21 protein-coding genes are annotated in these 26,620 nt (G+C 49.2%); 8 read left to right on the forward strand and 13 right to left on the reverse strand.

Going from position 1 to position 26,620, the window contains the following annotated elements; genetic code table 11:
* The first annotated feature begins 26 nt into the window (after positions 1 to 26).
* The 4 genes from ACY2RQ_RS06900 (at position 27) to ACY2RQ_RS06915 (ending at position 5,337) form a co-directional block, all read left to right on the forward strand.
* Positions 27 to 1,223, forward strand: coding sequence for a saccharopine dehydrogenase family protein (locus tag ACY2RQ_RS06900; protein WP_490112225.1), 1,197 nt, complete (start codon positions 27 to 29; stop codon positions 1,221 to 1,223).
* A 146-nt stretch (positions 1,224 to 1,369) separates the two neighbouring features.
* Positions 1,370 to 2,536 carry a carboxynorspermidine decarboxylase gene (gene nspC, locus ACY2RQ_RS06905; protein ID WP_490112226.1) on the forward strand — a complete coding sequence of 389 codons (1,167 nt, stop codon included), beginning with the start codon at positions 1,370 to 1,372 and terminating at the stop codon, positions 2,534 to 2,536.
* Between the two features lie 160 nt (positions 2,537 to 2,696).
* Entirely contained in the window at positions 2,697 to 3,593 is an 897-nt protein-coding gene (gene speB, locus ACY2RQ_RS06910) for an agmatinase (RefSeq protein WP_490112227.1), read from the forward strand.
* A gap of 88 nt (positions 3,594 to 3,681) precedes the next feature.
* On the forward strand, positions 3,682 to 5,337 hold the full coding sequence (locus ACY2RQ_RS06915) for an HAD family acid phosphatase (protein WP_490112228.1): 1,656 nt from the start codon (positions 3,682 to 3,684) through the stop codon (positions 5,335 to 5,337).
* Positions 5,338 to 5,458: 121 nt separating this feature from the next.
* Here ACY2RQ_RS06915 and ACY2RQ_RS06920 read toward each other — a convergent pair whose 3' ends face one another.
* Positions 5,459 to 6,331 carry a methyltransferase domain-containing protein gene (locus ACY2RQ_RS06920; protein WP_490112229.1) on the reverse strand — a complete coding sequence of 291 codons (873 nt, stop codon included), beginning with the start codon at positions 6,329 to 6,331 and terminating at the stop codon, positions 5,459 to 5,461.
* Positions 6,332 to 6,445: 114 nt separating this feature from the next.
* Positions 6,446 to 7,669 (reverse strand): cytochrome P450, encoded by a 1,224-nt coding sequence (locus tag ACY2RQ_RS06925; RefSeq protein ID WP_490112230.1) that lies wholly within the window; start codon positions 7,667 to 7,669, stop codon positions 6,446 to 6,448.
* A gap of 162 nt (positions 7,670 to 7,831) precedes the next feature.
* Here ACY2RQ_RS06925 and ACY2RQ_RS06930 point away from each other — a divergent pair, with 162 nt between their 5' ends.
* Both ACY2RQ_RS06930 and ACY2RQ_RS06935 read left to right on the forward strand, forming a co-directional pair.
* Positions 7,832 to 7,957: a CBU_0592 family membrane protein gene (locus ACY2RQ_RS06930; RefSeq protein ID WP_490112231.1), complete on the forward strand. Its 126-nt coding sequence runs from the start codon at positions 7,832 to 7,834 to the stop codon at positions 7,955 to 7,957.
* A 2-nt stretch (positions 7,958 to 7,959) separates the two neighbouring features.
* Positions 7,960 to 8,127: an SDR family NAD(P)-dependent oxidoreductase gene (locus ACY2RQ_RS06935; protein ID WP_490112232.1), complete on the forward strand. Its 168-nt coding sequence runs from the start codon at positions 7,960 to 7,962 to the stop codon at positions 8,125 to 8,127.
* Positions 8,128 to 8,261: 134 nt separating this feature from the next.
* On the opposite strand, the gene ACY2RQ_RS06940 is transcribed toward ACY2RQ_RS06935, so the two are convergent.
* From ACY2RQ_RS06940 to ACY2RQ_RS06960, 5 genes are all read right to left on the reverse strand, one after another.
* Complete coding sequence (locus ACY2RQ_RS06940) at positions 8,262 to 8,687, reverse strand: DUF805 domain-containing protein (RefSeq protein WP_490112233.1); 426 nt, start codon at positions 8,685 to 8,687, stop codon at positions 8,262 to 8,264.
* A gap of 138 nt (positions 8,688 to 8,825) precedes the next feature.
* Positions 8,826 to 10,781: an NAD(P)-binding protein gene (locus tag ACY2RQ_RS06945; RefSeq protein WP_490112234.1), complete on the reverse strand. Its 1,956-nt coding sequence runs from the start codon at positions 10,779 to 10,781 to the stop codon at positions 8,826 to 8,828.
* 15 nt (positions 10,782 to 10,796) lie between these two features.
* On the reverse strand, positions 10,797 to 12,746 hold the full coding sequence (locus ACY2RQ_RS06950) for an NAD(P)/FAD-dependent oxidoreductase (protein ID WP_490112235.1): 1,950 nt from the start codon (positions 12,744 to 12,746) through the stop codon (positions 10,797 to 10,799).
* Positions 12,747 to 12,802: 56 nt separating this feature from the next.
* Positions 12,803 to 13,216, reverse strand: coding sequence for a hypothetical protein (locus ACY2RQ_RS06955; protein ID WP_490112236.1), 414 nt, complete (start codon positions 13,214 to 13,216; stop codon positions 12,803 to 12,805).
* A 118-nt stretch (positions 13,217 to 13,334) separates the two neighbouring features.
* Entirely contained in the window at positions 13,335 to 15,281 is a 1,947-nt protein-coding gene (locus tag ACY2RQ_RS06960) for an NAD(P)/FAD-dependent oxidoreductase (RefSeq protein ID WP_490112237.1), read from the reverse strand.
* Between the two features lie 328 nt (positions 15,282 to 15,609).
* On the opposite strand from ACY2RQ_RS06960, the gene ACY2RQ_RS06965 reads away from it, so the two are divergent.
* Both ACY2RQ_RS06965 and ACY2RQ_RS06970 read left to right on the forward strand, forming a co-directional pair.
* Entirely contained in the window at positions 15,610 to 16,188 is a 579-nt protein-coding gene (locus ACY2RQ_RS06965) for a TetR family transcriptional regulator C-terminal domain-containing protein (protein ID WP_490112238.1), read from the forward strand.
* Between the two features lie 177 nt (positions 16,189 to 16,365).
* Positions 16,366 to 16,914 (forward strand): TonB-dependent receptor domain-containing protein, encoded by a 549-nt coding sequence (locus ACY2RQ_RS06970; protein ID WP_490112303.1) that lies wholly within the window; start codon positions 16,366 to 16,368, stop codon positions 16,912 to 16,914.
* 387 nt (positions 16,915 to 17,301) lie between these two features.
* Here the strand turns inward: ACY2RQ_RS06970 and ACY2RQ_RS06975 are convergent, their stop codons facing one another.
* The 6 genes from ACY2RQ_RS06975 to ACY2RQ_RS07000 all read right to left on the reverse strand — a co-directional run bounded on the left by ACY2RQ_RS06975 (position 17,302) and on the right by ACY2RQ_RS07000 (position 26,563).
* Positions 17,302 to 19,434, reverse strand: a complete 2,133-nt coding sequence (locus ACY2RQ_RS06975; protein WP_490112239.1) for a TonB-dependent receptor — start codon at positions 19,432 to 19,434, stop codon at positions 17,302 to 17,304.
* A gap of 367 nt (positions 19,435 to 19,801) precedes the next feature.
* Positions 19,802 to 20,518 carry a Rossmann-fold NAD(P)-binding domain-containing protein gene (locus tag ACY2RQ_RS06980; protein ID WP_490112240.1) on the reverse strand — a complete coding sequence of 239 codons (717 nt, stop codon included), beginning with the start codon at positions 20,516 to 20,518 and terminating at the stop codon, positions 19,802 to 19,804.
* 118 nt (positions 20,519 to 20,636) lie between these two features.
* Positions 20,637 to 21,479, reverse strand: a complete 843-nt coding sequence (locus ACY2RQ_RS06985; RefSeq protein ID WP_490112241.1) for an SDR family NAD(P)-dependent oxidoreductase — start codon at positions 21,477 to 21,479, stop codon at positions 20,637 to 20,639.
* A gap of 47 nt (positions 21,480 to 21,526) precedes the next feature.
* Complete coding sequence (locus tag ACY2RQ_RS06990) at positions 21,527 to 23,503, reverse strand: NAD(P)-binding protein (protein ID WP_490112242.1); 1,977 nt, start codon at positions 23,501 to 23,503, stop codon at positions 21,527 to 21,529.
* A gap of 66 nt (positions 23,504 to 23,569) precedes the next feature.
* Complete coding sequence (locus ACY2RQ_RS06995; protein ID WP_490112243.1) at positions 23,570 to 25,525, reverse strand: FAD-dependent oxidoreductase; 1,956 nt, start codon at positions 25,523 to 25,525, stop codon at positions 23,570 to 23,572.
* A gap of 123 nt (positions 25,526 to 25,648) precedes the next feature.
* The gene (locus ACY2RQ_RS07000; RefSeq protein ID WP_490112244.1) at positions 25,649 to 26,563 is read right to left on the reverse strand and encodes an SDR family NAD(P)-dependent oxidoreductase; all 915 of its coding nucleotides are present in this window, start codon (positions 26,561 to 26,563) and stop codon (positions 25,649 to 25,651) included.
* Positions 26,564 to 26,620 lie beyond the last annotated feature (57 nt).

Genomic DNA, 26,620 nt, shown 5'->3' on the forward strand with positions numbered 1-26,620 from the left:
TATTTTTATAGATTGAGAACAGCAACATGGCAAAAGTGTTGATTATCGGAGCCGGCGGCGTCGGCCAGGTGGTGGCTCACAAGTGCGCCCAGCTTCCCGAGATTTTTAATGAGATTGTTCTGGCCAGCCGCACAGAATCCAAGTGCAAGTCCATCGCCGAGCAATTAAGCCGCCCGATAGAGACTGCCCAGGTGGATGCAGACAATGTGCCGGAACTGGTGGCGCTGATTAACCGTATTAAACCCTTTATGGTGATTAATGTCGCCCTGCCCTACCAGGATTTGACCATTATGGATGCCTGCCTGGAGACAGGTGTCCACTATATGGATACGGCGAACTATGAGCCCCTGGATACGGCCAGGTTTGAATACAAGTGGCAGTGGGCTTACCAGGAGAAGTTTGAAAAAGCCGGGCTGATGGCGCTGCTGGGTTCCGGCTTTGATCCCGGTGCCACCAATATGTTTACCGCTTACGCAGCCAAGCATTACTTTGATGAAATCCACACCCTGGATATTATTGATGTAAACGGCGGAGACCATGGCTATCCTTTTGCCACCAACTTTAACCCGGAAATTAATATTCGTGAGGTAACTGCTGAGTGTCGTCACTGGGAAGATGATGGTTTTGTCACGACTCCGGCCATGTCCCTGAAGCAGTCTTTCACCTGCCCGGATGGCGTGGGTGAGTACAATATTTACCGGATGTACCACGAAGAACTGGAATCTCTGACCAGGCATTATCCCTCTATCAAGAAGGCACAGTTCTGGATGAGTTTTGGTGACAGCTACCTGAAGCATCTGGAGGTGCTGGGCAATGTAGGGATGACGGGTATTGAGCCGGTCAACTTCAATGGTGTTGAGATTGTCCCGATTCAGTTCCTGAAGCAGCTGCTGCCTGACCCTTCTACCCTGGGGCCCCGTACCAAGGGTAAGACCTGTATTGGTTGTGTTGTGCAGGGTGTGAAAGATGGTGAGCAAAAGACTGTGTATGTGTATCAGGTAAAAGATCACCAGGACTGTTATAAAGAAGTACAGTCCCAGGCGATTTCCTACACCACCGGTGTTCCGGCCATGATTGGTGCCAAAATGATGGTGGAAGGCAAATGGATGAAACCGGGCGTATGGAATATGGAACAGCTTGATCCTGATCCCTTTATGGAAGATATGAACAAATACGGACTCCCCTGGAAGGTCATTGAAGAGCCAGGCTTTGATCTGGTTTAAGCTTTAAAAAACTGAGTTCCATCGTCAGGATTCGGTTTACTCTTTCAAACGCCAGTACCCATAAAGCATTTCATCCCTGGCGTTTGAAAGAGTAAACCGAACCCTGGCTTATCAGTCACCGTGCCAACTTCAGAAGAACAACGAATGTGAACAGCCAAACTTTCAAAAAGTTTGATTCGAGCAGAGTACCTTCCCCCTGTTTTGTGGTGGATGAGGTTGCGGTTGAGAACAACCTGAAAATCCTGAGTCAAGTGCAACAGGAAAGCGGCGCAAAAGTGTTGCTGGCACTAAAAGCCTTTTCCATGTTCAGCCTGGCTCCGTTAATTGGAAAATATCTCTCCGGCACCTGCGCCAGTGGTCTGCATGAAGCTCGCCTGGGAGCTGAAGAATTTAAAGGCGAAGTCCATACATTCAGCGCTGCTTATACGGAAAGGGATTTGCGGGAGGTTCTGCAGATTTCCAATCATGTAATGTTTAATTCCTTTGGCCAATGGCAGCGTTTTCAGCCACTGATTCGGCAGGCAAAGACACAGCGTCCGGAACTTCACTTTGGCCTTCGCATTAATCCCCTGCATTCGGAAGGCACTACCCCCATTTATGATCCCTGCGCCCCCGGTTCACGACTGGGTATTGTTCGGGATGAGTTCAACGGTCAGGATTTAACCGGTATTTCCGGTCTGCACTTTCATACTTTGTGCGAGCAGGGTTTTGAGCCTTTAGACAGAACACTGGCCACTGTTGAACAGCAGTTCGGGGATATCCTTCCTTCACTGGAATGGGTTAATTTCGGCGGCGGCCACCATATCACCCATCCCGATTATGACGTGGATGGACTGATTGCCCGCATTCAGGCATTCCAGAAAAAATATCAGGTGCAGGTTTACCTGGAACCCGGTGAAGCTATTGCTATCCGCACCGGCGTACTGGTGAGCGAAGTTCTGGATATCACCCATAACTCTATGGATCTTGCCATTCTGGATACATCCGCCACCTGCCATATACCGGATATTCTGGAGATGCCCTATCGGGCGGAGATCTTTGACGCAGGAGAGGCCGGAGAAAAACCACACTCTTATCGTTTAGGTGGACAAACCTGCCTGGCCGGTGATGTGATGGGGGATTACAGTTTTGTTCAGCCTTTGACTATTGGCCAACGGCTGATTTTTGATGATATGTCCCATTACACCATGGTGAAGACCAGCACCTTTAACGGTATTAATTTACCGTCTATTGCAATCTGGAATTCTGAAACGGATCAAATAAAACTTATAAAGACATTCGGTTATCAGGATTTTAAGGAACGGTTGTCATAATCACCCGCAACTTTGGTGATGAAAACCCGGAAATGATTATCGAAGGGAAGGAACTCTATTTTCAAAGGCCAAGGATGGCCTGATAGCCCCACAGGGCAGGACAGCCCTGCGGGGCGGAAAACAGAGTTCCCTCCCTTCGAGACACGCCTAAAAGAGAATAATGATGAACGAATTCGATCAACTGGCAGCTCCCGGTTACCCGGTTTTCCTGGGTTCTGAATTTACCCACCCTAAACCGGAAGACGCCCGCTTCCATATACTTCCAGTACCTTATGAAGAGTCGGTCTCCTACGGTGGCGGCACTGCCAAAGGTCCTGCAGCCATTCTCGAAGCCTCCTGGCAACTGGAAACCTGGGATGGCAAAAGCACACCCAGTGAACAGGGCATCTATACCCACCCCCCGGTTTCCATGGATGGTGACGCACCACAGATAATTGAAAATATCGCAGCCGCGACACAGAAAATTGTTGAGGATGGTAAATTCCCCATCGCCCTGGGGGGAGAACACACCGTCACCTATGGAGTAATCAAAGGTCTGCTGGCCGCCGGAGAAACAGACTTCGGTGTTGTACAGATCGATGCCCACGCCGATTTACGGGAAGCCTACGAAGACAACCCTTACAGCCACGCCTCTGTTATGAAACGCGTATTGGATAAAGGTATTCCTCTGTTCCAGCTGGGTATCCGTGCCTTCTGCCACGAAGAAGTACAGACCCGCCAGAATTGTGGAGTCCACCATCTGGACGCGGATATTCTGGTACCACAGAATATTCTAACTATTGAACTGCCCGACGACTTTCCTGAAAAAGTCTTTTTTACACTTGATATCGACGGTATGGACCCTTCCGTCTTTCCCTCCACAGGCACACCGGTCCCCGGTGGACTGGGCTGGTACCAGACTCTGTCACTGTTTGAATCCGTCGCTCACCAGCGGCAAGTCATCGGCTTCGATATTATGGAATTCGCTCCCATAAAAGGTTTTCATGCCTACGAATTTTCCGCCGCCCTGCTGACTTATAAAATGATGGGCATTATGCAGCGCCACTCCCATCCTTAACACTCCTTTCTGCCCGGCTCCATACCACCGGGCAATTTCTCAACGACCATCTACCCTTTGGCCTCCATTAATTTCAGGAGAGCCTGGTATGACAAAACCTCAGCCCAAAATCCTTTTATTTATTCTGTTACTTCTTTCTTTTCAGACGATAGCTGCCACCTGGAAGGATGCTTACGATGAACTCACCCTGGCCCTGCTCTGGCAACAATCATCAAACGAGAGCAAAGCCCTGTCCTGGCAAACCTTTAATATGGCAACAGATACCCTGGATCGGGAACTTGAAAAACAAGGTTTGAGTGCCCCCCGCCCCGCTCTGGTAACAGATATTGATGATACCCTGGTGGATGCCACCTCTTACTATGCTGGTTTTTTAAATACCAGTAACACTCTAACCGACGCGCTTGACCGGGTCTGGTGGCACGAGCAACTTCCTATTATCAAACCCGGAGCACCAGCTTTTCTACGACACGCCCATAATCAAGGGGTGGAGATACTCTACCTGACAGCCAGGGTTCCTGAACTGGATGTTTTTGACGACACCGTACGACTGTTAAGAAAAATCGGTGTTCCCGGTGTGGATAAGGAGCATGTAAAAATCAGCGCTGGCTTTCAAAAATCCTTAATTATTAATGAATGGGGAATAGACAGTCGCCGCCTGATTTTGACACTGGGTGATAAATTCGCGGACCTTGGGTTCAAGGTACCTGTTAATCAACATAACCAGCGTCTCTGGATAGAGCAACATCCATCACTACCCGGGAAAAACGCCCTGTTGCTGACCAATACCGTTTACGGAAGCTGGGAGTGCCTTACCCATGGTTCATGCCCACACTCCCCCGATGAAGAATTACGGCAAAGGAAACAACATATCAGAAAAATACAGGGTGACTATCTGCCACCAGCCAACCTCCAGGTTGAAAACCAGCCACTACATAACCGAAGGGCTTCGGGACAAATTCTTAAATGGGTAGATCAGTCAGCAGAATATCCCTATATCACCCGACAGATATTTAACCGGGCCAGTGAGAACTTAAAGGCACAGAAAACCACAGAGGGAGACGCCATTATTATTGATATTGATGGCACCCTGCTAAAACTGGCCAGCTTCTCCGCAACTCTTTATCGGTACGCCCATAATCTAGATGTTCTGCCCCTGTTTCATCACTGGGTTATATCTGCCACTCCTGCTGAGCCTGTTCCCGGCGCCCTCGAATATGTAACCCTCGCCGCCGAAAAAGGCATAGAATTTTTTTATGTCACCAACCGCGATTCCGGTATGCCCCACAGGCAGGACATACGAACAGCAACACTCCACGCTCTGCAACAGGCCGGTTTCCCAGTTCCCGACCAACAACACCTGTTGATGTATGGGGATTTCTGCCATCAGGAAGACTGTCACAAAAGACACAGATTTCACGCCATCCGCACAGGAGTGGTCACAGGCCAAACTGTTAATGTTGTGCAGATGCTGGGGGACAGGCTGGATGACCTGGAAATCAGCGAAGAAGACCTGGAACAACCAGCTGACGCAGCGCCATCAGGGAAATTAAAGACCTTGGGTCGAACAGCCTTTCTGTTGCCCTATCCATTACATATTCGTGGCTGGCTCAAGCCCATGCTGCATAAATGGCATGGAGAGAAATGGCAGGATGTTCCCCTGGAGCAAAGAACCAGGGCATTGATACAGAATATTTACCGCTGGAGGCCAGAGAAAACCAACGCTAAATCAATCATCATCCAGTAAAATCTCTAAGAGTCTGTTCATGATCTTTCCCTTTCCACGATAAGATTGTGAACAGGCTCTAAAACCAAAAGCCAGCTTCCTGTTCACAGAAGCTGTTCACAGAAGCTGGCTTCAGTTTTTATCAGACTTCCGGGTTAACAGCCTGAAACAATCCCCACTGTTGAAGACCACTGGTACAACGTTCTAACTTCGCGCTCCAGCCTTCAGCAATATCCCGGTAATCCTTTTCTGAAAAGGTTTGTAAAAAGATTTCTTTCTTCTGTTCAAAAGCTTTCAATTCCCGGTTCAAAACATCAATAAACTGGCCCGTTCTGTTTTCTGCCCGGACATTTTCAAACCCGGCTTCTTCCAGTAGTTTTCCATAGTTTTCAACAGTTACCAGTTGATACTGCCTGTCAGCCAGATAATTGCGAAATTCTTTAGTGAATACCTTCTCTCCAACACAGTAGTCGGAAATCAACAGACGCCCACCCGGTTTTAACCAGGTTTTGAACTTTTTAAACAACGCAGGTTTGTCCGCAATATGTAAAAGCGTATCCCTGCTGTAAATCACATCAAAACTGTGGGCCGGATATTCCACGGTCATAACATCAATCAGGGAAAAAGCTGGTGAAAGCCCCAATTCATCGGCACGCTGTCGTGCCTGTTTCACCATATTATGGGAGAGATCAACCCCTTCAACAAAAACACCAAAATAACGGTTCATATAAAAAGCGCTGCCACCGGCTCCGGAGCCAACATCCAGTACCCGTTCCCCTGCTTTCAGATTTAAAAGCCCAATAAATTCCTGAGTGGTTTCCAATCCACCGGTACTGATAAAGTCTTTACCGAATATCTGTTCATAACGCTGGATTCCATTCACTGTGTATTGATGACCATCCAGAAATGCCTGCAGATTTTTTCCGGATTCACTTCCTGAATCGGCCCAGACACCAGCTCCCAAACCTGCAAACAAAACCATAACCAGCCTGGCCAATCGTATACTAACAGACATAGCGTTGTTTCCATTTTTTTAAAAACGCCAAGAATGGCAGGTATCCATAATTCCGCCAGCCTGATTCAGAAACACCTTTTTCTTCAAAACCACAGACATTCATTATATCTGCAATCACTGCAGCACAAGCGGCAGCGCATGGAACCCTTTGAACATAAATGTCTCGGTTTTCATATAAGGCTCAGCCTCTTCCGCAAATGATAACGCCGGAAATTTTTCTGCCAGCGTCTGCAAAGCCACCTGCATCTCCAGCCTCGCAAGATGAGCTCCCAGGCAGACATGGGGACCCTGGGCAAAAGACACATGTTTAATGTGCTCCCTGGTAATATCAAACATATCCGGGTCATCCATAACAGCCGGATCATGATTGGCTGCGGCCAGGCCAACGGCAATAAAACTGCCCTCCTGAATGTTGACGCTGTTTATCCGTATATCTTTGGTTGCTTTTCTAAATACAAAAGGAACAGATGTGTCATACCGAAGAATTTCCTCAACCGCAGACACAACCCACTTTTGCGGATCATTCACAAGCAGCTGCCACTGATCAGGGTGGGACAACAGTTGATACACACCATTAGGCAAGAGATCGATGGTGGTGACATGGCCGGCTGTCATAATCAAATTGGCCAGAAGTCCCATCTCCCGGGAGTCAGAATCTCCGGCATTCACATATCGGGAAAGTTCACTGAGCAAGTCATCACCCGGTGTACTGCAGCGCTGCTCAATCAGGGATTTCAGATAATCCCGGCAGGCTATCAGAGCCGCTATACACTCAGCCGCCTGGGCAGGGCTATGCCCTCCGACCTTCTGCCCGATAAAGCTCACAGCCTTTTGTGCATTCTCCTGATATTTACCGCGACGCTCCCGGGGTATATTAAACAGCTCACAGATAACCTCACAGGGATAGCTCTGGCATATATCATGGACAAAATCGCAGGTTTTCTTATCCATAAACGGTTCAAGAAGACCATCAAACACCTTGGTCACCATAGGCTTCCAGCCGGCAATTCTGTCCTGCTTCATCAAAGGAGTCGCCATTTTCCTGAGCCGGGTATGCTCTGGAGGATCAAGCTCAAGCATGGAAGGAGAATAACTCCCGGCCACGGCGTTCATCTTCTCCCGGGATGTCCCCGTGTGCTGGAGGGATGGCAGCCCTTCCTTACTTGAACTGATATCCGGGTGGCGCAGGACTTCTGACACCACATCAAAACCACAGGCCACCCAGAAATTCTTCTGCTTATCAAAATAAAGAGAACCTTCAGCATGCATGCGGCGGTACATAAGCAGGGGTTCCTGCAGGTATTCTGGCGTCAGCCATGAATGTTTATCACCAGACACGATCAATTATCCAAACAATTTTGAAACTCTAAAGATAGCCAGAAAAACTAATTCTGCTGGATGAAATCCCTGATTTTCTGAGTCACTTTACTGCGCTGTTCATCATATAATCCACTTGCCCTCATCATGGAACTCAAACTGAGTGCAGGGCAGTAAGGCGCAGTGCTGCTACTGATCAGCCTGTGCTTCAATTTCAATCTGGCCAGTGTGGTGATTGAGGTGTTCTGGATAGCGGCTTCGTTAGTGGGGGTGGTGCGTTATTACCGAACCGAAAATGAAAAGGTGTAGCAATGAATAAAATAGCTCTTATAACTGGAGCAACAGATGGCATTGGTAGAGCAATTGCTTTGCAGCTTGCCAGGGCTGATTTTATCATTCATGCAACTGGAAGAAATAAAAAACGGGGAAATACTTTACTCAGTGAATTGAACTCAATTGCTGATGTGTTGGAGTCCTAAGAAATATGAGCTGACAGAAGTAACTTAAGCCCGTGTTCATTTTTACTGCCTCAGTTCAGAGGGCTGATGATGCTGAAGAGCTGAACACGCCTTCTTCAGCAATCACCAGCAGCCACCCATGGCTTGAGTTATTGTCAGGCCGTGACAGCCTTTGCGTTGTTTCTGATCTTTGACTTCCCGTATTTATTCTCACCAGGCTCACTGGGCAGACAGAACATCACCACCAGGATAAGAAAGCCAATCACCGGTACCAAGATCAACAGTGTCCACCAGCCACTCTTGCCAATATCGTGAAGTCTTTCCGCTGCAATACTGAATTCATGAATCAGCAGCACCATCACGATGGTGTAATCCAGAATTCCCATCCCAAAAACTTCTATGCCAATAAACTCATCAATAATGCCACTGGGAATAAAAATTACCGTGAACCAGAACATAAACATCCAGAATTCTGTACGCGTGCTTCTTCCCTTGAAGTCCGCCGGCCGAATCAATGGCGCGACAAAATAATGCATAAACGAGTTGTAGGGGACACTGAATAATTTTCTAAAAAAACTCATACTCTTTTTACTCCTGCCACCTGGGCATTTTTATATTGCTGGGCCCTGATGCAAAAACAACCATCGCCGTGTACACCATATTTCAAGACTCGCCAGCAAAGAGGCAACATCTGCCCCCTTGCCAAAGCCCAACCCTTTTTAACCGATAAGCTCGCTCACCGCCCGGTGAGCCTGTTCGGTCGCCCCCTGCAATAACGACAGGTTCGCGGCATCAGAGTTGGCAATAGCGATACGCCCCAGGGTTTTCCGGCCAACAACATGGGGCTCACCCTCGGGATATTCCGGATCGAACATCGAAGAAATAACAAAACTGTGGGACCAGCGATTCGCTGTGATACCGGCAATATCCTTCGCCGGGTCAAAACCATAGGGGTCCATCATATCTGTCAGCTGCTGGCGAATATCCCGCTCAATATCAGTAAAGGAGGTAGCCAGCAACTCGTAGCGTCCGGTTTTACAGCGGTTCCTCACCGTTTTTTCACCGTATCCTCTGGGGGCTCCGGCCATTTGCAGAACAATCGGATCGTCAGGCCCCTGGCTGTAGTTGTACCCTCCCAGACTTACCGGAAGATCGAGAATCAACTGGGCATGGCGATAGTTGGGACTATAGGCACCGCCGACACCGGCTTTTTTCCAGGGACGCCAGTTGCGCAACAGTACATTGCTATAAAGAACCGGAGCCTTCAGGGTTAGCGACAGGGCTTCCGACTGTTTCTGGGGAATTTCATTCCAGATATGGGGAATAATGCGGTTCCAGCATGCCAGAACGGTATGGCGCGCTTTCACCTTTTCCGTAACGCCATTGCGAACATACGTCACCGATACGCTTTCGGCGGTTCGCGGGTCACCATTGTGCTCAACCTTGACCGCCGTACTCCCCAACCGTAACCGCACCGGTGAATCAGCCCGATCCAGCTGGCTGTAGTCAAAGGGAGCCGTAACAATATCTTCCATGGTATGGCCACCATTGGAGGCCGCCGGAATCATTCGACGCACCATCATTCGGGCAATAGACCCATTGCCATCCGGAAAATGGTTAATCACTGAGGCAAACCGCCTCATCAGCTTCAGAATCCTGTCATTTTTCATCCAGCGGAAGCTGGTTGCCCCAAGGCCAGGACCACCATAAACAGACGGAACCAGCGCAGCAATAGCCTCCCCCCAAACCCCGGAGAAGGATGTCAAACCGCCAAGCCAGTCAATCACTTCACGCTGGGTAATACCGCCATACTGGGTCAGGAACTGCTCATAACTCATGGATGTCAGCACATCCAGTTCGCTGAAAATGCCACCGGGTGTTTTATCTTCACTCATTTGGTACAGGGCCAGCAGCTCCTTCTTACCCTTATCAGAGAAGGGCATTCTTGCCACCGACTCTTTAAAAGGCATCTCAGAAAAAGGCAGGTTCAGCAGAAAACCGGAATTGCCTGGAATCAGTTTGTTAACTCCATAGGTTTTCTTATCAAAGAAGTAAGCAGGCTGCAGGCCATGACGCTGGTAAAAACCATGGTCATAGGCCTTGTCATCAAAGGTATCGAGATCGATGGCCAGATCTTCGATTAACTCATCCAGAATGCTACTTGTGGGATACGGTACCACAGACGCACTGCCGCCAGACCCCAGATAAGTGCGGCCATCCAGTTCAAACTCAACGCGACGGGCATGGCCACCGAAATCATCATGGTTATCCAGAATAAGAATGCGCGCATTGGGCTTCTCTTTCAGATAAAAGTGCGCCGAAGCCAGACCGCTGATACCACCACCCACAACCACCAGGTCATAGATATCCGCGTCCGGCTCATTCGCTTCTCCCCAGCCACGAAAACCTTCAAGGCCCATTTTATGGGCAACATCAAAGGCTCCGTCGTGATTACCACGAATCCCCTGTCGCAGCGGCGGATAGTTGGCTGCTGTTCTCTTATAATTAATAGCTGCACCGGAACGTCCGGAACCTCCAGAGCCTTGAACACCAGCAAGTACACCTGAGCTGAGTGCAGTTGATCCCAGCATGGTGCCCGCTGTCGCTATCGCGGCACCATTGAGAAAATCACGGCGGGAGATATTTCTCCCCATACCCAGTTCTTTATCGTTCATTTTTCTACCTGTTCTTCAGCTCAACAGCTCATTCACCGCACGATAAGCCTGCTCGGCAGACATTTGCAATAAAGACATCGCACCTGCATCCGCATTGGCTATAGCCACACGCCCCAGGGTTTGGCGACCAATGACGTGTGGTTCACCTTCGGGAGCCTGGGGATCAAACAGAGGATTCAGTACAAACCCATGGGACCAGCGGTTGCAGGTAATACCAGCAATATCCCTGGCGGGGTCAAAGCCATAAGGCCCCATAATGTCGGTCAGTTGCTGACGAATATTTCTTTCAATATCGTTAAAAGAAGTGGCCAGCAATTCATACCGACCTGTTCGGCAACGGTTTCTAACAGTCTTTTCCCCAAAACCTCTCGGAGCTCCCCCCATTTGCAGGACCACTGGTTCATCCGGCCCTCGACTGTAACGGTATTTTCCAAGACTTACCGGTGAGTCAATCATGGCGTGAGTATGGAGATAGCTCGGACTGTAAACCGCACCAACACCGGCCTTCTTCCAGGGGTGCCAGTTGCGCAGCAAAACATTGGTGGCCAACTGTGGCACTTTCATGGTCTGCCGTAACGCTGCAGCCTGAGCATCGGGAATTTCATGCCATAAATGGGGAATAGCCATATTCCAGCAGGCCAGCACAGTGTGACGGGCTTTAACCCGCTCAGTGACGCCATTGCGAACATAGGTCACGGAGACACTGTCTGCGGTTTTCGGATCACCATTGTGTTGCACATTCACGACAGTACTGTTCAAACGTACTCGTACAGGAGAGCCGACTTTATCCAGCTGGCTGTAATCAAACGGCGCGGTCACAATATCCATCATGGAAGTGCCGCCATTGGAGACCGAGGGAATCATTTTGCGCACCAGCATACGGGCTACGGCACCATTACCATCCGGGAAGTGATTGATGATCTCGGCAAAATAACGCTGGAGCTTGGCAATACGCTCATTCTTTAACCAGCGGTAACTGGTCGCGCCCAAACCAGGCAGCCCCTGCATCATCGGCGCGAGTGCCGAGCCAACATCCCCCCAGACGCCCGAAGGAGCGGTGAAACCATACAGCCACTCCAGTACTTTCGGATCGGTGATCCCGCCATATTCAGTCAGGAAAGACTGGTAATTCATTTTCGAGAGCTGTTCAAACTCACTGAAAATACCGCCAGGTGTCTTGTCCTCATCCATCTGGTAGAGAGCCAGCAGCTGTTTTTTTCCCTGCTCAGAAAAAGGCATTTGTTTTACTGACTGCTCAAAGGGAACCTTACTCAGGGGGATATAGGTAAAGACACTCCCGCCATTGGCAGGCACCAGTTTATCGACGCCATAGTTCTTTTTATCGAAAAAACAGGTTTGTCGTAATCCGTGGCGGTCATAAAAACCACGGTCATAGGCACCGTCATCAAAAACATCCAGATCAATACTCAGATCTTCAATCAACTCATCCATTACATCGTTGGATGGCAGTGGCACTATGGCATAACTGCCGGCAGCGGCCTGATACATTCGACCATCCAGATGCCACTCATTGCGGCGGGCATGACCGCCAAAATCATCATGGTTATCAACAATCAGGATGCGGGCATCAGGCTTTTGCTTGAGATAAAAATGGGCCGCAGACAGACCACTGAGACCGCCTCCTACAACCACCAGATCATAGATATCAGCATCAGCTTCTACAGGGGTGCCCCAGTCCCGATGCCCTTCACGGGCCATCTTATGGGCAACATCAAAGGAGCCATCATGGCTTCCACGTATACCCTGTCGCAGTGGTGGATAATCTGCCGCTGAACCTGAATCAACAATAGCGGCACCTGACTGTCCAGAACCGATACTTGCGGCATTAGCAAGAGAACCCAACAGCCCACTGCCCAGGCCAACGCCGGCAGCAGCCACACCGACACCATTAATAAAGTCGCGTCGGGTAATGGGACTCCCCATTCCTAATTCTTTATCCTTCATTCCCCACTCCATCTTCAGGAAGAAACGCCAGTAACGCTGACCCGAAGGAAAAAAGATTAATCAATCAGACTTCCACCCATAACAAACATCAGGTAGTAAACGAAGGTCCAGAACCACACGCCAACCACCATCCAGACAGCCAGCTTTTTCGGCGGTGCCCCGAGAATCACAGCAGCAATAGCCGTCAATGCATGACCAAGAATCATCGGTGATAACAAGCCTACGCCCATAGCCCCATACTGGGTCATAAACTTTTCCGTTCGCTTAATAATGGAGCTCTCCATACCGTATTTATTCATTACCCAGCGCCTTATAGGCTGAGATAAAAACACAAAGGCCAGGCTCCCCAGTGAGCCGGCAATAGCAACGATCAGGAAAGCCACTTCAATTGAGCCATCCGAGGCAATGATAACGGGAAAGGACAGGCTCAATTCCAGAAAGCCTAAAAAGAAAATGCTGATTAACGTCATTGTGTACCTACGCTTGATTGTGTTTTTATTATGATTCTGCAGGTTTACTGGAACAGTTTGCCGATGCCCAGATTGTGCCATACTCACCACTGAAAGACCCATTGGTCTTTAGCGACTGTTATTCAATCAGCTCGTTGACCGCTCGCCAGCCATGTTCAATCGCGCCATTCATTAACGGGAAATCACCAGAATCCACATTGGCGACAGCAATACGCCCCAGAGGGCGGCGGGCAATTTCGTTAGGCGCTTCTCCCTCAGCATATTCAGGATCAAAAACCGTACTGGGTGGTGAGGTGTAACCGTGGGGCCAGCGATTGATAGTGATAGCCGCCACATCCCTGTCAAAATCAAAGCCGTAGGGGCCAAGGGAGTTAGTAAGCTGCTCCCTTATATTGGCCTCCATCTGCTCATAGGAGGTGCCTAGCATCTCATAACGTGCGGTTTTCGCTCGATTGCGCGGGTCCGGCGAGCCTGAACCCCGCGGGCAATACCACATAAACAGCACAGCCGGTTCATCGGGATTGGCTGGCGCTTTGTAGTCGTCATAATTGTAGGGGACATCAAGCATATAGTGAGTATGCATATAGCTGGGGCTATAAACAGCTCCCACACCGGCTTTTTTGAACGGTCTCCAGTTGCGCAGCAGAATATTGGTGAATCCCGCAGGCAGCTTGAGCGACTTTCTCTGAGCGTCCGACTGCTCTGCAGACGGCTCAGACCAGATATAGGGAATCACCGAGTGCCAGCATGCCATAACTACATGTTTGGCCCGAACACGCTCGGCTTTATTACCGCGAACATAAGTCACAGAAACAGACTCAGCCGTTTCTGGCTCCCCATTGTGCTCAACGTTCACAACAGTACTGTTCAGTCGTATACGAACATTGCTCTCAGAGAGATCCAGCCTGGAATAGTCAAAATCGGCGGTGAGAATGTCGTTCATGGAACGCCCTGTTGCCGCGACCTGCGGCATCATTTTCCGCACCAGCAGGCGCGCGATGGAGGCATTACCATCGGGATAGCCCAGTACATCCAGAAACTTGCGCATCAATTTGCTGAGTCGTTCATCCCGCATCAGACGAAAACTGGTACCACCAATACCAGGAGCATCCAGCAACAGAGCCTGCATGGCTGGGTTGCTGTCTCCCCACAGCCCCGCAGGCGCGGTAAATCCCCTTAACCACTCAGCCAATTCCGGCTGAGTAATGCCACAGTAGTCCGTTAAAAGCTGCTCATAAGTAATCTTATTGAGAACATTGAACTCACTGAAAATCGAACCCGGTGTCTTGTCTTCATCCAGCTGATACAGGTTCAGCAACTCAGCCCTGGCAGCGTCGGAGAATGGCGTTTGGGAGACGATCTGCGCTTTGGATTTCTTCGATAGCGGGACATTGAGGAACACTGGATTATTGCCTTCAACCAATGCCTCCCGCCCATAGGTTTTCTTATCAAAGTACATGGTCTGACGCAGACCATTGCGGTCATAAAAACCCTCATCAAAAGCGCCCGAGTCTTTGAGCTGATCCAGACCGCTGCCAATATCCTCCAGCAGCTCTTCCATGGCATCGCTGACCATAAACGGCACTATGCCTTTACTGCCGCCGGAACCAAGATACATACGCCCATCAAGCTCAAACTCATTGCGCTTGGCATGGCCGCCAAAATCATCATGGTTATCAATCAGTAAAATTTTAGCGTCCGGATGTTTTTTTCGATAGAAGTAAGCTGACGCCAGGCCACTCAGCCCCGCTCCCACGACCACAAGGTCGTACATACCATCAACATCATCTGGCGTTCCCCAGTCTGTACGTCCTTCAAATGCCATCTGGTGCGCAACAGCATTGGCCCCATCATGGGCACCACGAAAGCCTTGTCGTAAAGGAGGATAATTGGCACCTGTACGCTTGTGTCGTACAGGCGCGCCAGAGGTAACAGAACCAGGAACTGAAGCGAACACATTGGCTGAAACAGCCTTTCCTGCCAAAGCTGTTCCGGCCAGCGAAACAGCTATGCCATTTACAAACTGTCGTCGGGTGATTTTCGGCTTGGAATTATTATTTTTCATTTGAGTCTCCGTACCCCCTGACACCACAAATTGCCAACAGGCCAGGGCAACACCTGCAATATTATACGTAGACTTTATTTTATGGAACCATTATTTTTAAAAAGAAAGACCCTCAACGACTCTGTAGATTCCAGTCATTGACCATGTTCCGGCACAATGTGCTTCTTTTTATCTATTCATGGGATAACTGTTCATGAACATTACCAATATTTTTAACTGAAGCAGCCTCAGTGAGATCCTGAAGGCTGATTTCACTGAACTGCCACATAAAAATATAATACCCTGTTTCTTTTCTTTTCATCGCTGGCATAACCAAAAGAGAGTGCAAATGCCCAAAATTGTTGACCATAATGAGCGTCGGGCTTTATTAGCCAAAGCCGCAGCTGAAGTTATTGCTGAAGTCGGCATTGAGGAACTTCGCCTTAAGGATGTTGCGGTGCGGGCCAATTTCTCTACAGGTACTGTGACTTATTATTATGATTCCAAGGACGAGGTTATTTACGCTGCCCTGGAAGGAATGATTACTCAGATCGCAGAAACACTGAGTTATCCTGATTCAGAAATCAGCCTGTTTGATTATTTAATGTCCTGTCTGCCCTATACACCCGAAATACAGTTTTTCTGGAAGGTATGGACAGCATGCCAGTCAAGAGTCAACAGCTGTGACAGGATAAAGAGTATCAGCCAGCAGTATATGGCCACCACCCTGGAGTTTATGCTGAAAATGCTGCGTAAGGCGGAAGCAGACGGAAAGCTGAAAGACGGGCTTGATCTGGAAAATGAAGCCAGGCTGCTGCTCGCCATTACAGAAGGCCTGAACTTCTACGTAATGCAGGGTTCAGAGATGTGGCACAAAGACCGCATAGCCTCTGCACTCAAAACCCATCTGGCCAGAATTGAGACTTAAACATCAGCCCGCCCGGCTTTGGCGCGGACTCGCGGGCCAGGATCTCCACCCGTAACTTTCGGAATCCCTATCATGGTGAAAACGATGGGCTCATCCGGACTCTGGGGTGCCTTATAGTCGCCAACCGATAAGTTTCCTTCCAGTTGACAATGGGTATGAAAATGACCGGGGGAGTATATAGCACCCAGCCGAGCCTCACGGAAAGCCCGCCAGTTACGCAATGAAACTACCGTTAATGGTCGTGCGGCGTCTATCCCCGAGGTGAAAGGTTCCGGTTTCGAAATGCTATCTCGCTACCTGATCGACGAAAACTGGAGCGTAGGTGCAACCCTGGGCTATTTGAACAACGAGATTACAAAGACAGACCCAGCTGTAGCCGACGAGGGTCGACCGTTAAGCCGAACCCCCGAGTGGCAGGGTTCCGCCTTTGTGCGCTACGAGACTCCGGCCTTTGGTGGTAACACCTACGTCAATCTCGACTACAGCTACAGCGACAGTTTCTTCGTCGGCATGCAGAATAACAACTATTCCAAAGTGGGGGCAGCCAAGCTGGTTAACCTGCACGCTGGTTATACTACCGAAGATCAGGTCTGGAGCCTCTATGCTTCTGTTACCAACCTGATGAACAGGGCCAATTACTATTCAAAGGCTCAATTCTTTGGTGGTGCCAAAACCTCTCCGGGCCAGCCGCGTCTGATCAAGATGGGGCTGAGATACAATTTCTAGCACTTTAACTGCCAGTTGACACCAACCATGCAGCAACCCGGATGATTGATGGCAGTTTTGGGCAGGTGTCTTGCCCGGCGGAAAAGTTTGTTTTCCGCCGGGCCATTTGAGGCCAGCCAACTTTATTGAGCAGTCCCACTTACAGCATATTGATCAAGCTTTCCGGTGAACGTTTTGTACCTCAGCAGTCCTTCCGAACTGACGACTGAAATCACATTCAAACGGTGTCTATCTCTGGAAACAAAAACCTTGCGAGATTCAAGGCTGTGGTGTGACCATAAAAAACGGCAGCTCCCTTTTGGGGAAGGCCGCCGTTTTCGAGGACTTACAACAGACAGATACTCTGAAATCGGGTCAGTTTAATAAAACTGACCCGCCACTTCGGGATCAGAAGTTATAATGAGCCCCGACCTTTACCCAGCGGGGGCGACCAGGTTCAGTCTGATCTCCTACGCTGGAGTCGTTATAGTTGTACCTGTTCAGTACGTTTTCCACTGCGGCAAATAAACCCCACTTGCCATCGGCACTGTTATAACCCGCACGCAGGTTCACCAGCTTCTGACTTGGAATTTCATGCCTGGCTTTTGTCGCCTCGGTGTACTGCGATCCAACATAGGTATAACCGAGTTTCATATAGCCATCGCCGTTGAAGATGGGTGTATCATAGCGAACAAACGCCGACCCCTGCCACTTGGGTGCACGCCCAAGGGGTAACCCTTCCACAGCAACAAGGGGGTTATCTTCTTTTACTACCTTATTCTTCAGATAGCCCAGAGTACCACCTACGCTCCAGTTATCATCAATCAGGTATTTTGAGGCCACTTCCAGACCGGAACCTTTCACCTTATCGATACTATAGGTTCTGATAACACGCAAGCTCTGATCGAAAGAGACTGACTGAAGGCCATCAAACTTGAAGTGGTACGCAGTCAGATTAAGCAACAGGCTATTATCCAGCCAGTAGGATTTCATCCCCAGCTCAAAACTGTCACTGGTTTCCTCATCCAGTTTCTGGGGCAGACCCGAAGGCAGCTGAGAACCCTCGTCAAACGCACCCGACTTCCAGCCCTGTGCGTAGGAAGCATAGACAGTGATATCATCGGTCAGGTCATAGTCAAGCGCCAGACGACCGGACAGATTATCCCAGCTATCTTTGGCCGAGAACTTGCCTGCCCGTCTATAGATAAAACCACTGGGATCCGCATTAATAACATCAAGGTCAACCTTTTTCTTAACACGGGAGTAACGCAGTCCGGTTGTTAAGGTCAATACATCTGACAGCGGCAATGTCAGATCAGTGTAAGCCGCATAGCTTTGAAATTTAATATCAACGTTTGCGGTATTATCATTGGCAGTGAACAGACCATCCGCTTTGATATCACGGAAAGCGTCAATCTTTTCCAGAGAATAAGAGACGCCCGTTACCAGCACCATGCCACTATCTGGCTCATAGAGGGTTCTCAGATCCTGCTGGAATAATTTGGCATCCCGGTTCTGAAAGGTGGGTGTCTCAGAAATTTTTGGAATAGCGCCACCGATTTCAACATTGTCGAGCTTAAAGTCCCGATAAGCCGTTGATGATGTTAAAGTCAACGTGTCACTCAGATCGTAATCAACCGTTAACCGGGTTTCATTCCACTCTTTATCAAAGAAAGATTTCACCCCTTGGAATTTACCACCGCCATAAGCAACTTCGAACTCACCTGGCAAGGTAAAAGGCGGTACTGGTGGATATCCCTCAGCAACTCTTTCATCCAGTTGAGCCTGAGTTACCCTTGAAGCAGTGCCCTGGCCATCATTTGTTTTCTTCTGCCTCTCGTGAGAAAGGTTCACATCAAGACGATCATTATCACTCAAATATCTCAGGCTTACCCGGTAAGCATGATTTTCCTGCCCACGGGCATCCTGTCCGACAGGATTGATATTCTTGATATAAGGGGCATTGGTATTATAGACACCGGCCATACGCAGGAAAAAATTGTCCGACAATGGCAGGTTAAGCATTGCTTCGTATTCCTGGCTTTTAAATGAGCCAAGGCGTGCACCAACGCGGCCAGCAAACTCATCATGGGGCTTTTTGGTGGTCGCAGAAATGGCTCCGGCAATAGTGGAGTGTCCAAACAGCGATGCTGTCGGGCCATTAATCACCTCAATCCGCTCCAGGTCAAACATGGTACCGGAGACACCATCACGACTCTGGTAGAAGCCATCGACGAAATAGCCGATAGACGGGTCAATACCCAGACCAAATGCCGTTGAACCCAGCCCCCGGATACGGAGGTTTTCCAGCTGTTCAAACCCCTGCGCCCCGGTTAAACCCGGTACCTGCGTATAAAAATCAGTAAAATCGACGGTACCCCCTTCCGCCAACTCCTCTTCACCGATAGCGGTAATCGCCAGAGGGACATCCTGCAGCCCCTGCTCCCGTTTCTGGGCTGTCACTATGACTTCTTCGAGTACTGCACTGTAAGCAGGAGATGCACTTAATACAGAGGCGATAACCGCTGCAGAAGAGAGCATCCTCCCTGAGACTCTTGAATGGTTTATTTTTGTTTTCATTTTATTTTTATTCTCTTTTTTGTAAACCAACATTCCACGCTTGGGTGTGCGAATCATAAAACTGGTTCTTTTCGTTCTGTTTGAACCAATTCCAGAGACAAGTTCATTAAGTTTGATTTTTGATGTCGAACACCTCTTTTTTATTGTTCCATTCGATAATAAAGTAACTGATATTAACCCTCAAGAACAGAACCATGCTATTCCATTCTTTAAATCCCTTTTACCTTAGAAAACCAGGCCAGCCTGAATTAACACCCAGCCCATAAAGAATCTGACCAGGCAAGGAAACCTGAAAGAAACACCGACCAGGCCAGATGATGCAGTCATTCTATAAACTGCTGGCTATTTTCTTCATGTCACAGACATGGTGAATTGACACTCCCGGCTTGCTTTCTTCCATACAGGCAATCATGGACTTTCCAATAACCTCTGGATCGATGGTGCGGAAGTTTTTTGCCCTGCCAACCAGGAGAGGATCAACAAATGAAGCCAGAGCGACGACAATTCGCTGAGTCAGATGCCTGTCATCAACACCTTTAATAAACGAAGGCCTCATAAAGTGCAGGGAATCAAAGCCAAGACCACTCAGATATTTTTCAATCTGGAACTTCGCTCTGCCCGTCGCATACTTAGAATTTTCGGTAGGGCTGACAACAGAGACAAGACCAAAGCTTTTCGCACCGGCCTGCTTGGCCGCATCCGCAAACCTGGAGACATATTCCAGATCAACCTTGAAAATGGCCTCTGCATTTTTGTCGGAGAGTTCCTTATTGCTGGTAAATCTGTAGCCAAGAGCAGAGAGAGCATGATCAGGGGCTGGCAATCCTTCCAACCCATCACTCAGATGATCAAAGTCCACTTTCACCTGGCGTAACTTGGGGTGGCTGATATCCAGATTACGACGACCAATCGTAATAATAAGGCTATAGAACGGAGAATCCAGCAAAGCCTGAAGCACTCCCCTTCCCGCCAGGCCGCTGGCCCCAATTATCCATGCAGTCTTACCATCGGCAGGAGCCGAACCTTTCACGCTTTCTTCAGTCATAGCTATTCCTTACTCTTGTTGTTCTTATTGCTCTTGTTCTTGCAGGTGTCTTGGCGCAGTCGCTTATCACGAAAATATTGATGTTATTCAATTCCCCATCTACGCCAGAACCACTCTGTCAGACCATATTCTTGATTTTTATATCTGTTTTTCGCTCACAGTATTCCATCACCCCCTCATAAATATGTTCAGCTTGAGAGATTTTGTTTTTATATGATTTTTCTTTCTCCAGCTTGAAATGTTTACCTTCAACATCTTTCGGGGTGGTATCGAGAATATGACAGGCCAACCTTCTGCCCGCCTCTTCAGGCTTGATCAAACCCATCATATGAGCCAGCAGACGCATGAACTTGTTCAGCTCTTTAACCTGCCGGGTATCAACCACACCGGGATCCATCAGCACATGGGGGATTTTGGTAGCGCCTTTCCGGTTCAGGAAATACGCCATCAAGGCGTCAGCGGTATAACATTGGTTGATAGCGCCCATTCGACTGTAGCTTTTGGCATCAGGAGTATCATAGGTCAGCTTATGGGTCACCACCGTTGTGGTTCCCATATGGATAACCCTCGGATTTTGGGATTTGGCAAGGAGATGGCTGAGCCTGACAGAGAATATATATCGAGAAAGACAACCAACTGCAAAAATCATCTCAACATTATCTTGAGTCAGTACGAACTCTTTGGGAGCCACAAAAGCATTGAGCATCAGCAGATCAAGCTGATCACAGGTTTCCAGATAGTGATCCAGAAATTCGTTATTCGCCTCTATCGTTGCCAGATCCCTGATAAATAACTTGTGTTCATTTTCAGGGGAAATCGCTTTGAGCTTTTGCAAAACCTCTTCCCCACGCTGCCGGTTTCTGCCCAGAACATGAACGGTATAGCCATTTTTAGCCAGTTCCAGCGCCGTCTCTCTTCCGATGCCATCGGTAGCGCCTGTTATCAATGCAACTTGTGTCATTTTTCGCTCTGTACTTTCTTTATAGTTTGGAATACTTGTCTGTTTGACTAACCTGTCAGCTCAGTGACCGCGCGATAAGACTCTGTGATTGAGCCAGGCATAGAGGGAAATGCCATCGCGTCAACATTGGCTACGGCCACACGTCCAAGCCCTTTTCTTGCGATTTCATGGGGCATCTTGCCTTCGGGATATTTGGGGTCAAAGATTTTGCTGGCCGGATATACATAACCATGGGGCCATCGGTTGACAGTAATACCCAGGATGTCTTTAACCGGATCAAAACCATAGGGAGCCATCATGCCTGTCAGGTGTTGACGAATGTCCCGCTCTATAGTTTCAAAGGATAATCCGAACATTTCATACCGGGCTGTTTTCATACGATTACGCTGAGTGGCTTCACCACTGCCGCGCGTGTTTCCTGCCATAAACAGGGTAGTGGGATCTTCAGGGCGCTGGGTGAAGTTATAGTCCCCCATGCTCACCGGGAAATCTATATGCGAATAACCAAACAGACTGTTACCGCCATGGTAGGTTCCGCCAATACCGGCCTTTTCCCAGGGCTTCCAGTTCCTTAGCATGACGTTGGCCGTCATTATCGGCATTTTTATTGTGCTGCGCATGGCGTCAGACTGAGCTTTTGGCATTTCATGCCAGAGATGGGGAATCACATGGTGCCAGCAGGCAAGTATGCAGTGTTTCGCCTTCACCTTTTCGGTCACATCCCCGCGCACATAACTGACATAAACACTGTCAGCCGTTTGCGGATCACCATCATGACGGACATTGACGACAGTGCTGTTTAACCTGAGTTTCACCTGGGCCTCGGGCAAGTCCAGTTTGCTGTAATCAAAACTGTCGGTAATGATATCTTCCATCCGGGTTCCGCCCTTCATGGAGGACTCAGGAATCAGCTTGCGCACCAGCAGTCGTGGTATGGTGGCATTACCGTCAGGGAAATGATGGATATAATCCACCATACGGGCGAGCTTGCCATAACGTTTTTCTTTCAAAAGGTTAAAGCTTGTCGCTCCCAGCCCCGGAAGCCCTAACAACAACCCTAATGAAGCTGGCCAGGTATCACCCCATGCGCCACCGCCGGCAGAGGCTTTTGACAGCCAGTCCAACAGTTCGGGCTGAGTGATACCGCCATACTGGGTCAGGAAATCTCTGTAGGTGATACTTTCCAGAAAATCATACTCCGAGAAAATACTCCCCGGCGTTTTGTCTTCACTCATTTTGTAAAGATTTAACAGCTCCCGTTTGGAGGCATCGGAAAAAGGCATCCGAGCGACTGATTCCTCAAAACTGACATCCTCCAGTGGAACCGGAAACAGAATATTAAAGGAGTGACCAGGAACCAGCTTATCGACCCCATAGGTTTGTTTGTCGAAGTAGTAGGCAGCTTTCAGCTTGTGGCGATCATAAAAGTCCTGATCATAGGCCTCTTCAAAAATATCGAGATCAATGCCAATGTCCTCCAGCAACTGATAGGAGGCATCACTGTGTCCCACTTCCATGGGAATATAATTCTGGCTTCCACCATGGCCGATAAAAGTACGACCATTGACGACAAATTCATTACGGCGGGCATGACCACCAAAGTCATCATGGTTCTCGATAATCAGAATACGGGCGTCGGGATTCTTCTTGAGGTAAAAATGTGCGGCAGACAGGCCACCCGCCCCACCACCAACGACCACCAGGTCATATTCGCCTTCCAGCTCTTCCGGCTCTCCCCAGTCCCGGCGGCCCTGCCAGCCCATCTGGTGTCCGACTTTTTCAGCACCGGGATGACTGCCACGGAGCCCCTGCCGAAGGGGAGGATAGGCTTCTGGCGTTCTGGGAAAATGAATGGGACCACCGGACAGAGGTGCCGAAATAGACGACGTGGACGCTGAGACAAGAGGCGAACCTATCACGCTCCCGGAAAGCGCGGCCAGCCCCGCCGCCTTTCCCAGGCCATGAATAAAATCACGGCGGGTGATATCACAGTCCATCCCCAGTTTCTTATCTTCAGTACTCATAATACAGCTCGCACCCGTTATTCTTGTTATTCGTGACAGAAGCCTAATGTTTCTGAATGCCGATGGTTAATCGGGCAGTTCTGTAACGGCCCGCCATGCCTGATCCACCGCTCCCTGAACCAGCCCCAGGCGACCAGCATCAGAATTAGCGATAGAAATACGTCCCAGGGGTCTTCTGCCTATCTCTACCGGACTCTGGCCGTCCTCATATTCAGGGCCTCCCATCATGGGATCTTCAGGCAATACCCAACCATGGGACCAGCGGTTAACGGTGATACCGGCAATATCCCGATCAGCATCAAAGCCATATTCACCGTAAACACCCGTCAGAAGCTTGCGGGCGTCCTGTTCTATGGAATCAAAGGAGGTTCCCAATAACTGGTAGCGACCGGTTTTTGCCCGGTTAAGAGGGTCCAGATCACCATAGCCGGGCATGGTGGCCAGCATACTAACTACCATAGGATCGTCCGGCCCTTGAGTGCAGGCATACTCCCCCATACTGATGGGCAGTGTCGCCAGCATATGGGAGTGCAGGGTTCCCGCACTGAAAGCCGCGCCGATACCGGCTTTCTTAATAGGATTCCATTGTCGTAGAAATACATTGGTTGCCAGCTGGGGGGCCTTGATGATGTTGCGCATGGCCTGTGATTGCTCGGAAGGAATCTCTTTCCAGATATGGGGAATCACCATATTCCAGCAACCCAGCACACAATGTTTGGCTTTGACGCGCTCGGTGCGTCCATCACGGATATAAGTCAGCGCTACGGTTTTTGCCGTTTTCGGATCGCCTTCATGGGCAACATTAACCACAGTACTGTTCAGACGAACCCGTACACGTGAATCCGCCATATCCAGCTTGCTGTAGTCAAAAGGTGCCGTAATGCTGTCTTCTACTGTTTTCCCGCCATTGGATATGTGGGGCATAAGCTTCCGCACCAGCAACCGGGCAACAGTGTGATTGCCATCGGGGAACTGCTGAATTGGATTAGCAAAATCCTGAATCAGATGATTGACCCGCCCCTTTCCAAGAAAGCGTAAACTGGTTGCACCAATGCCAGGCATGCCCAGTCCAACCTGGGATATGGCCGGGGCCACATCACCAAACTGCCCGGTAAAAGACGCGCCGGCATTAAGCCAGTGCAAGAGTTCTGGCTGGGTAATACCGCCATATTTGGTCAGAAACTGGTCGTAGGACATGGTCATCAGCTGCTCAACATCACTGAGCAGCCAACCGGGAAGCTTGTCTTCATCCATTTGATAAAGAGCCAGCAGCTCCCGTTTGGCCTTATCCGAGAAAGGCATCTGGGAAACAGTCTGCCCTTCAAAAGCCTCTTTAACAAAGGGGTACTGCATAAAGATGCCGGTATTTCCGGGCACCGTTTTATTGACCCCATAGGTGTCCTTATCGAAGTGGAAAGCCTGGCTTAACCCATATCGTTTAAAGAAACCATGGTCATAGGCTTTATCTTCAAATATATCGTAATCAATGCCCAGATCCGCGATCAGATCTTCAAACGGGTCACTGTTAAAGGGAGACTTCACCAGTAGCTGACTGCCGCCGTTCGCCATATAAAGGCGGCCGTCCAGTTCAAACTCATTGCGCCGCGTATGACCGCCAAACTCATCATGGTTTTCCAACAGCAGTATGCGTGCGTCGGGAAACCTCTGGAGATAAAAATAGGCCGACGCCAGACCACTGACACCCGCACCCACAATCACCAGATCATAGGTATCCGGGTCCGGTTCAGCAGCATTTCCCCAGTTACTCCGGCCCTCAAGAGCCATCTGGTGAGCGTAGGTGTTAGCACCATCATGACTGCCGCGCATTCCCTGCCGTAATGGCGGGTAGGTTGCACTGCTGCGAGGATAACGGATAGGCGCTCCCGAACGCCCCGTACCCGGCCTGGATACGGAACCAAGAGCCATCGGGCTGGCACTGGTAGCTAGGGCAGCTCCGGCCACAGATACAGCCACGCCATTCAGGAACTGCCGACGAGTAATATCTGAATACTTTGTTGTCATAAATCCCATCCCCTAAAACTTACGCTACTAGCTACTAAAAAGCGCAATGGGCGAACACCTTATTTACCTGAATGAAAAATCTCATTAAGGGCTGATGGCTCACCTTTCTGCATCTATAAACAGTTAAACGTTTGACACCTCTCGCTGAGAGTACGAATCAGCATTGTTTTGCTTGTGATGCGGAGGGAACAGAGGAATGCCCGTGGTCCGCTCTGCATAACTAATAAACTCGTCATAGAGTGCTTCACCATTGGCAATAATCTTTTCCACCTTCTCCTGCTTATGACGCATATAGAACTTGCCTGCCTCTTCTTGCGGGCTGGTCATAGCAAAAAGCTCTGCAACATCCTCACCGGCTTTCTCCGGGGAAATCGGTCTGAACAGCCCCGTCCAGAACTGGGTAAACCAGTGGCTTTCCCGCATTTTCCGGGTTCTCACCATGCCGGGGTTATAAAAGGTATGGGGAATCGGGGTGATGTTTTTCTGCTTAAAGAAATAACACATCAATCCACAACTTAAGCCCACCTGACGGATTGAGAGATAGGTATTGTAATCAGGTGTTGTCAGCTTTCTGTAGTTAACCGGCCTGAGCATAAAAGCCGGTGACAGGGCGCCAACATGTAAAACACGCGGGTTATCGGCATTTTTCAATAAAAAGGACAACCTGGAGATAAACATATATTTGGACAACGCACCGGCAACAAACAATTCATCAATGCCATCCACTGATGTAGCCACCGTATCCGGGAAATAATTGGCGTTCAAAATCAGGTAGTCGATAACACCATAGTTTTGAACATATTCGTCAAGGAATTTCTTGCTTGCCTCTATTGATGACAAATCCACCATAAACAACTTATGACTTTGGCCCGGACAGGCTGCAACTATTTTCTCCAGTGCTTTTTTTCCACGGCTCAGCGTGCGCCCAAGCAGATGTATTGTGCAGCCTCTTTTCGCAAGCGCGAGAGCTATTCCAAAGCCAATACCATCAGTACTTCCGGTAATCAGGGCCACTTTATTGTTAAGATTATTCGTCATTGTTCTTTTTATTAGGTTTGAAAATTACTCAGAAATCCCTACCAGTTAACCCTTTCA

The organism is Parendozoicomonas sp. 209JJ7-1 (assembly GCF_058147085.1).

Excerpts from the sequence above, each read along its gene's own strand:
- ACY2RQ_RS06985 (WP_490112241.1), bottom strand. The coding sequence starts at position 21,479 with ATGACACAAGTTGCATTGATAACAGGCGCTACCGATGGCATCGGAAGA.
- ACY2RQ_RS07000 (WP_490112244.1), bottom strand. The coding sequence starts at position 26,563 with ATGACGAATAATCTTAACAATAAAGTGGCCCTGATTACCGGAAGTACT.
- speB (WP_490112227.1), top strand. The coding sequence starts at position 2,697 with ATGATGAACGAATTCGATCAACTGGCAGCTCCCGGTTACCCGGTTTTC.
- ACY2RQ_RS06990 (WP_490112242.1), bottom strand. The coding sequence starts at position 23,503 with ATGAGTACTGAAGATAAGAAACTGGGGATGGACTGTGATATCACCCGC.
- ACY2RQ_RS06960 (WP_490112237.1), bottom strand. The coding sequence starts at position 15,281 with ATGAAAAATAATAATTCCAAGCCGAAAATCACCCGACGACAGTTTGTA.
- ACY2RQ_RS06945 (WP_490112234.1), bottom strand. The coding sequence starts at position 10,781 with ATGAACGATAAAGAACTGGGTATGGGGAGAAATATCTCCCGCCGTGAT.
- ACY2RQ_RS06935 (WP_490112232.1), top strand. The coding sequence starts at position 7,960 with ATGAATAAAATAGCTCTTATAACTGGAGCAACAGATGGCATTGGTAGA.
- ACY2RQ_RS06940 (WP_490112233.1), bottom strand. The coding sequence starts at position 8,687 with ATGAGTTTTTTTAGAAAATTATTCAGTGTCCCCTACAACTCGTTTATG.
- ACY2RQ_RS06900 (WP_490112225.1), top strand. The coding sequence starts at position 27 with ATGGCAAAAGTGTTGATTATCGGAGCCGGCGGCGTCGGCCAGGTGGTG.
- ACY2RQ_RS06920 (WP_490112229.1), bottom strand. The coding sequence starts at position 6,331 with ATGTCTGTTAGTATACGATTGGCCAGGCTGGTTATGGTTTTGTTTGCA.
- ACY2RQ_RS06965 (WP_490112238.1), top strand. The coding sequence starts at position 15,610 with ATGCCCAAAATTGTTGACCATAATGAGCGTCGGGCTTTATTAGCCAAA.
- ACY2RQ_RS06915 (WP_490112228.1), top strand. The coding sequence starts at position 3,682 with ATGACAAAACCTCAGCCCAAAATCCTTTTATTTATTCTGTTACTTCTT.
- ACY2RQ_RS06980 (WP_490112240.1), bottom strand. The coding sequence starts at position 20,518 with ATGACTGAAGAAAGCGTGAAAGGTTCGGCTCCTGCCGATGGTAAGACT.
- ACY2RQ_RS06955 (WP_490112236.1), bottom strand. The coding sequence starts at position 13,216 with ATGACGTTAATCAGCATTTTCTTTTTAGGCTTTCTGGAATTGAGCCTG.
- ACY2RQ_RS06975 (WP_490112239.1), bottom strand. The coding sequence starts at position 19,434 with ATGCTCTCTTCTGCAGCGGTTATCGCCTCTGTATTAAGTGCATCTCCT.
- ACY2RQ_RS06950 (WP_490112235.1), bottom strand. The coding sequence starts at position 12,746 with ATGAAGGATAAAGAATTAGGAATGGGGAGTCCCATTACCCGACGCGAC.
- ACY2RQ_RS06995 (WP_490112243.1), bottom strand. The coding sequence starts at position 25,525 with ATGACAACAAAGTATTCAGATATTACTCGTCGGCAGTTCCTGAATGGC.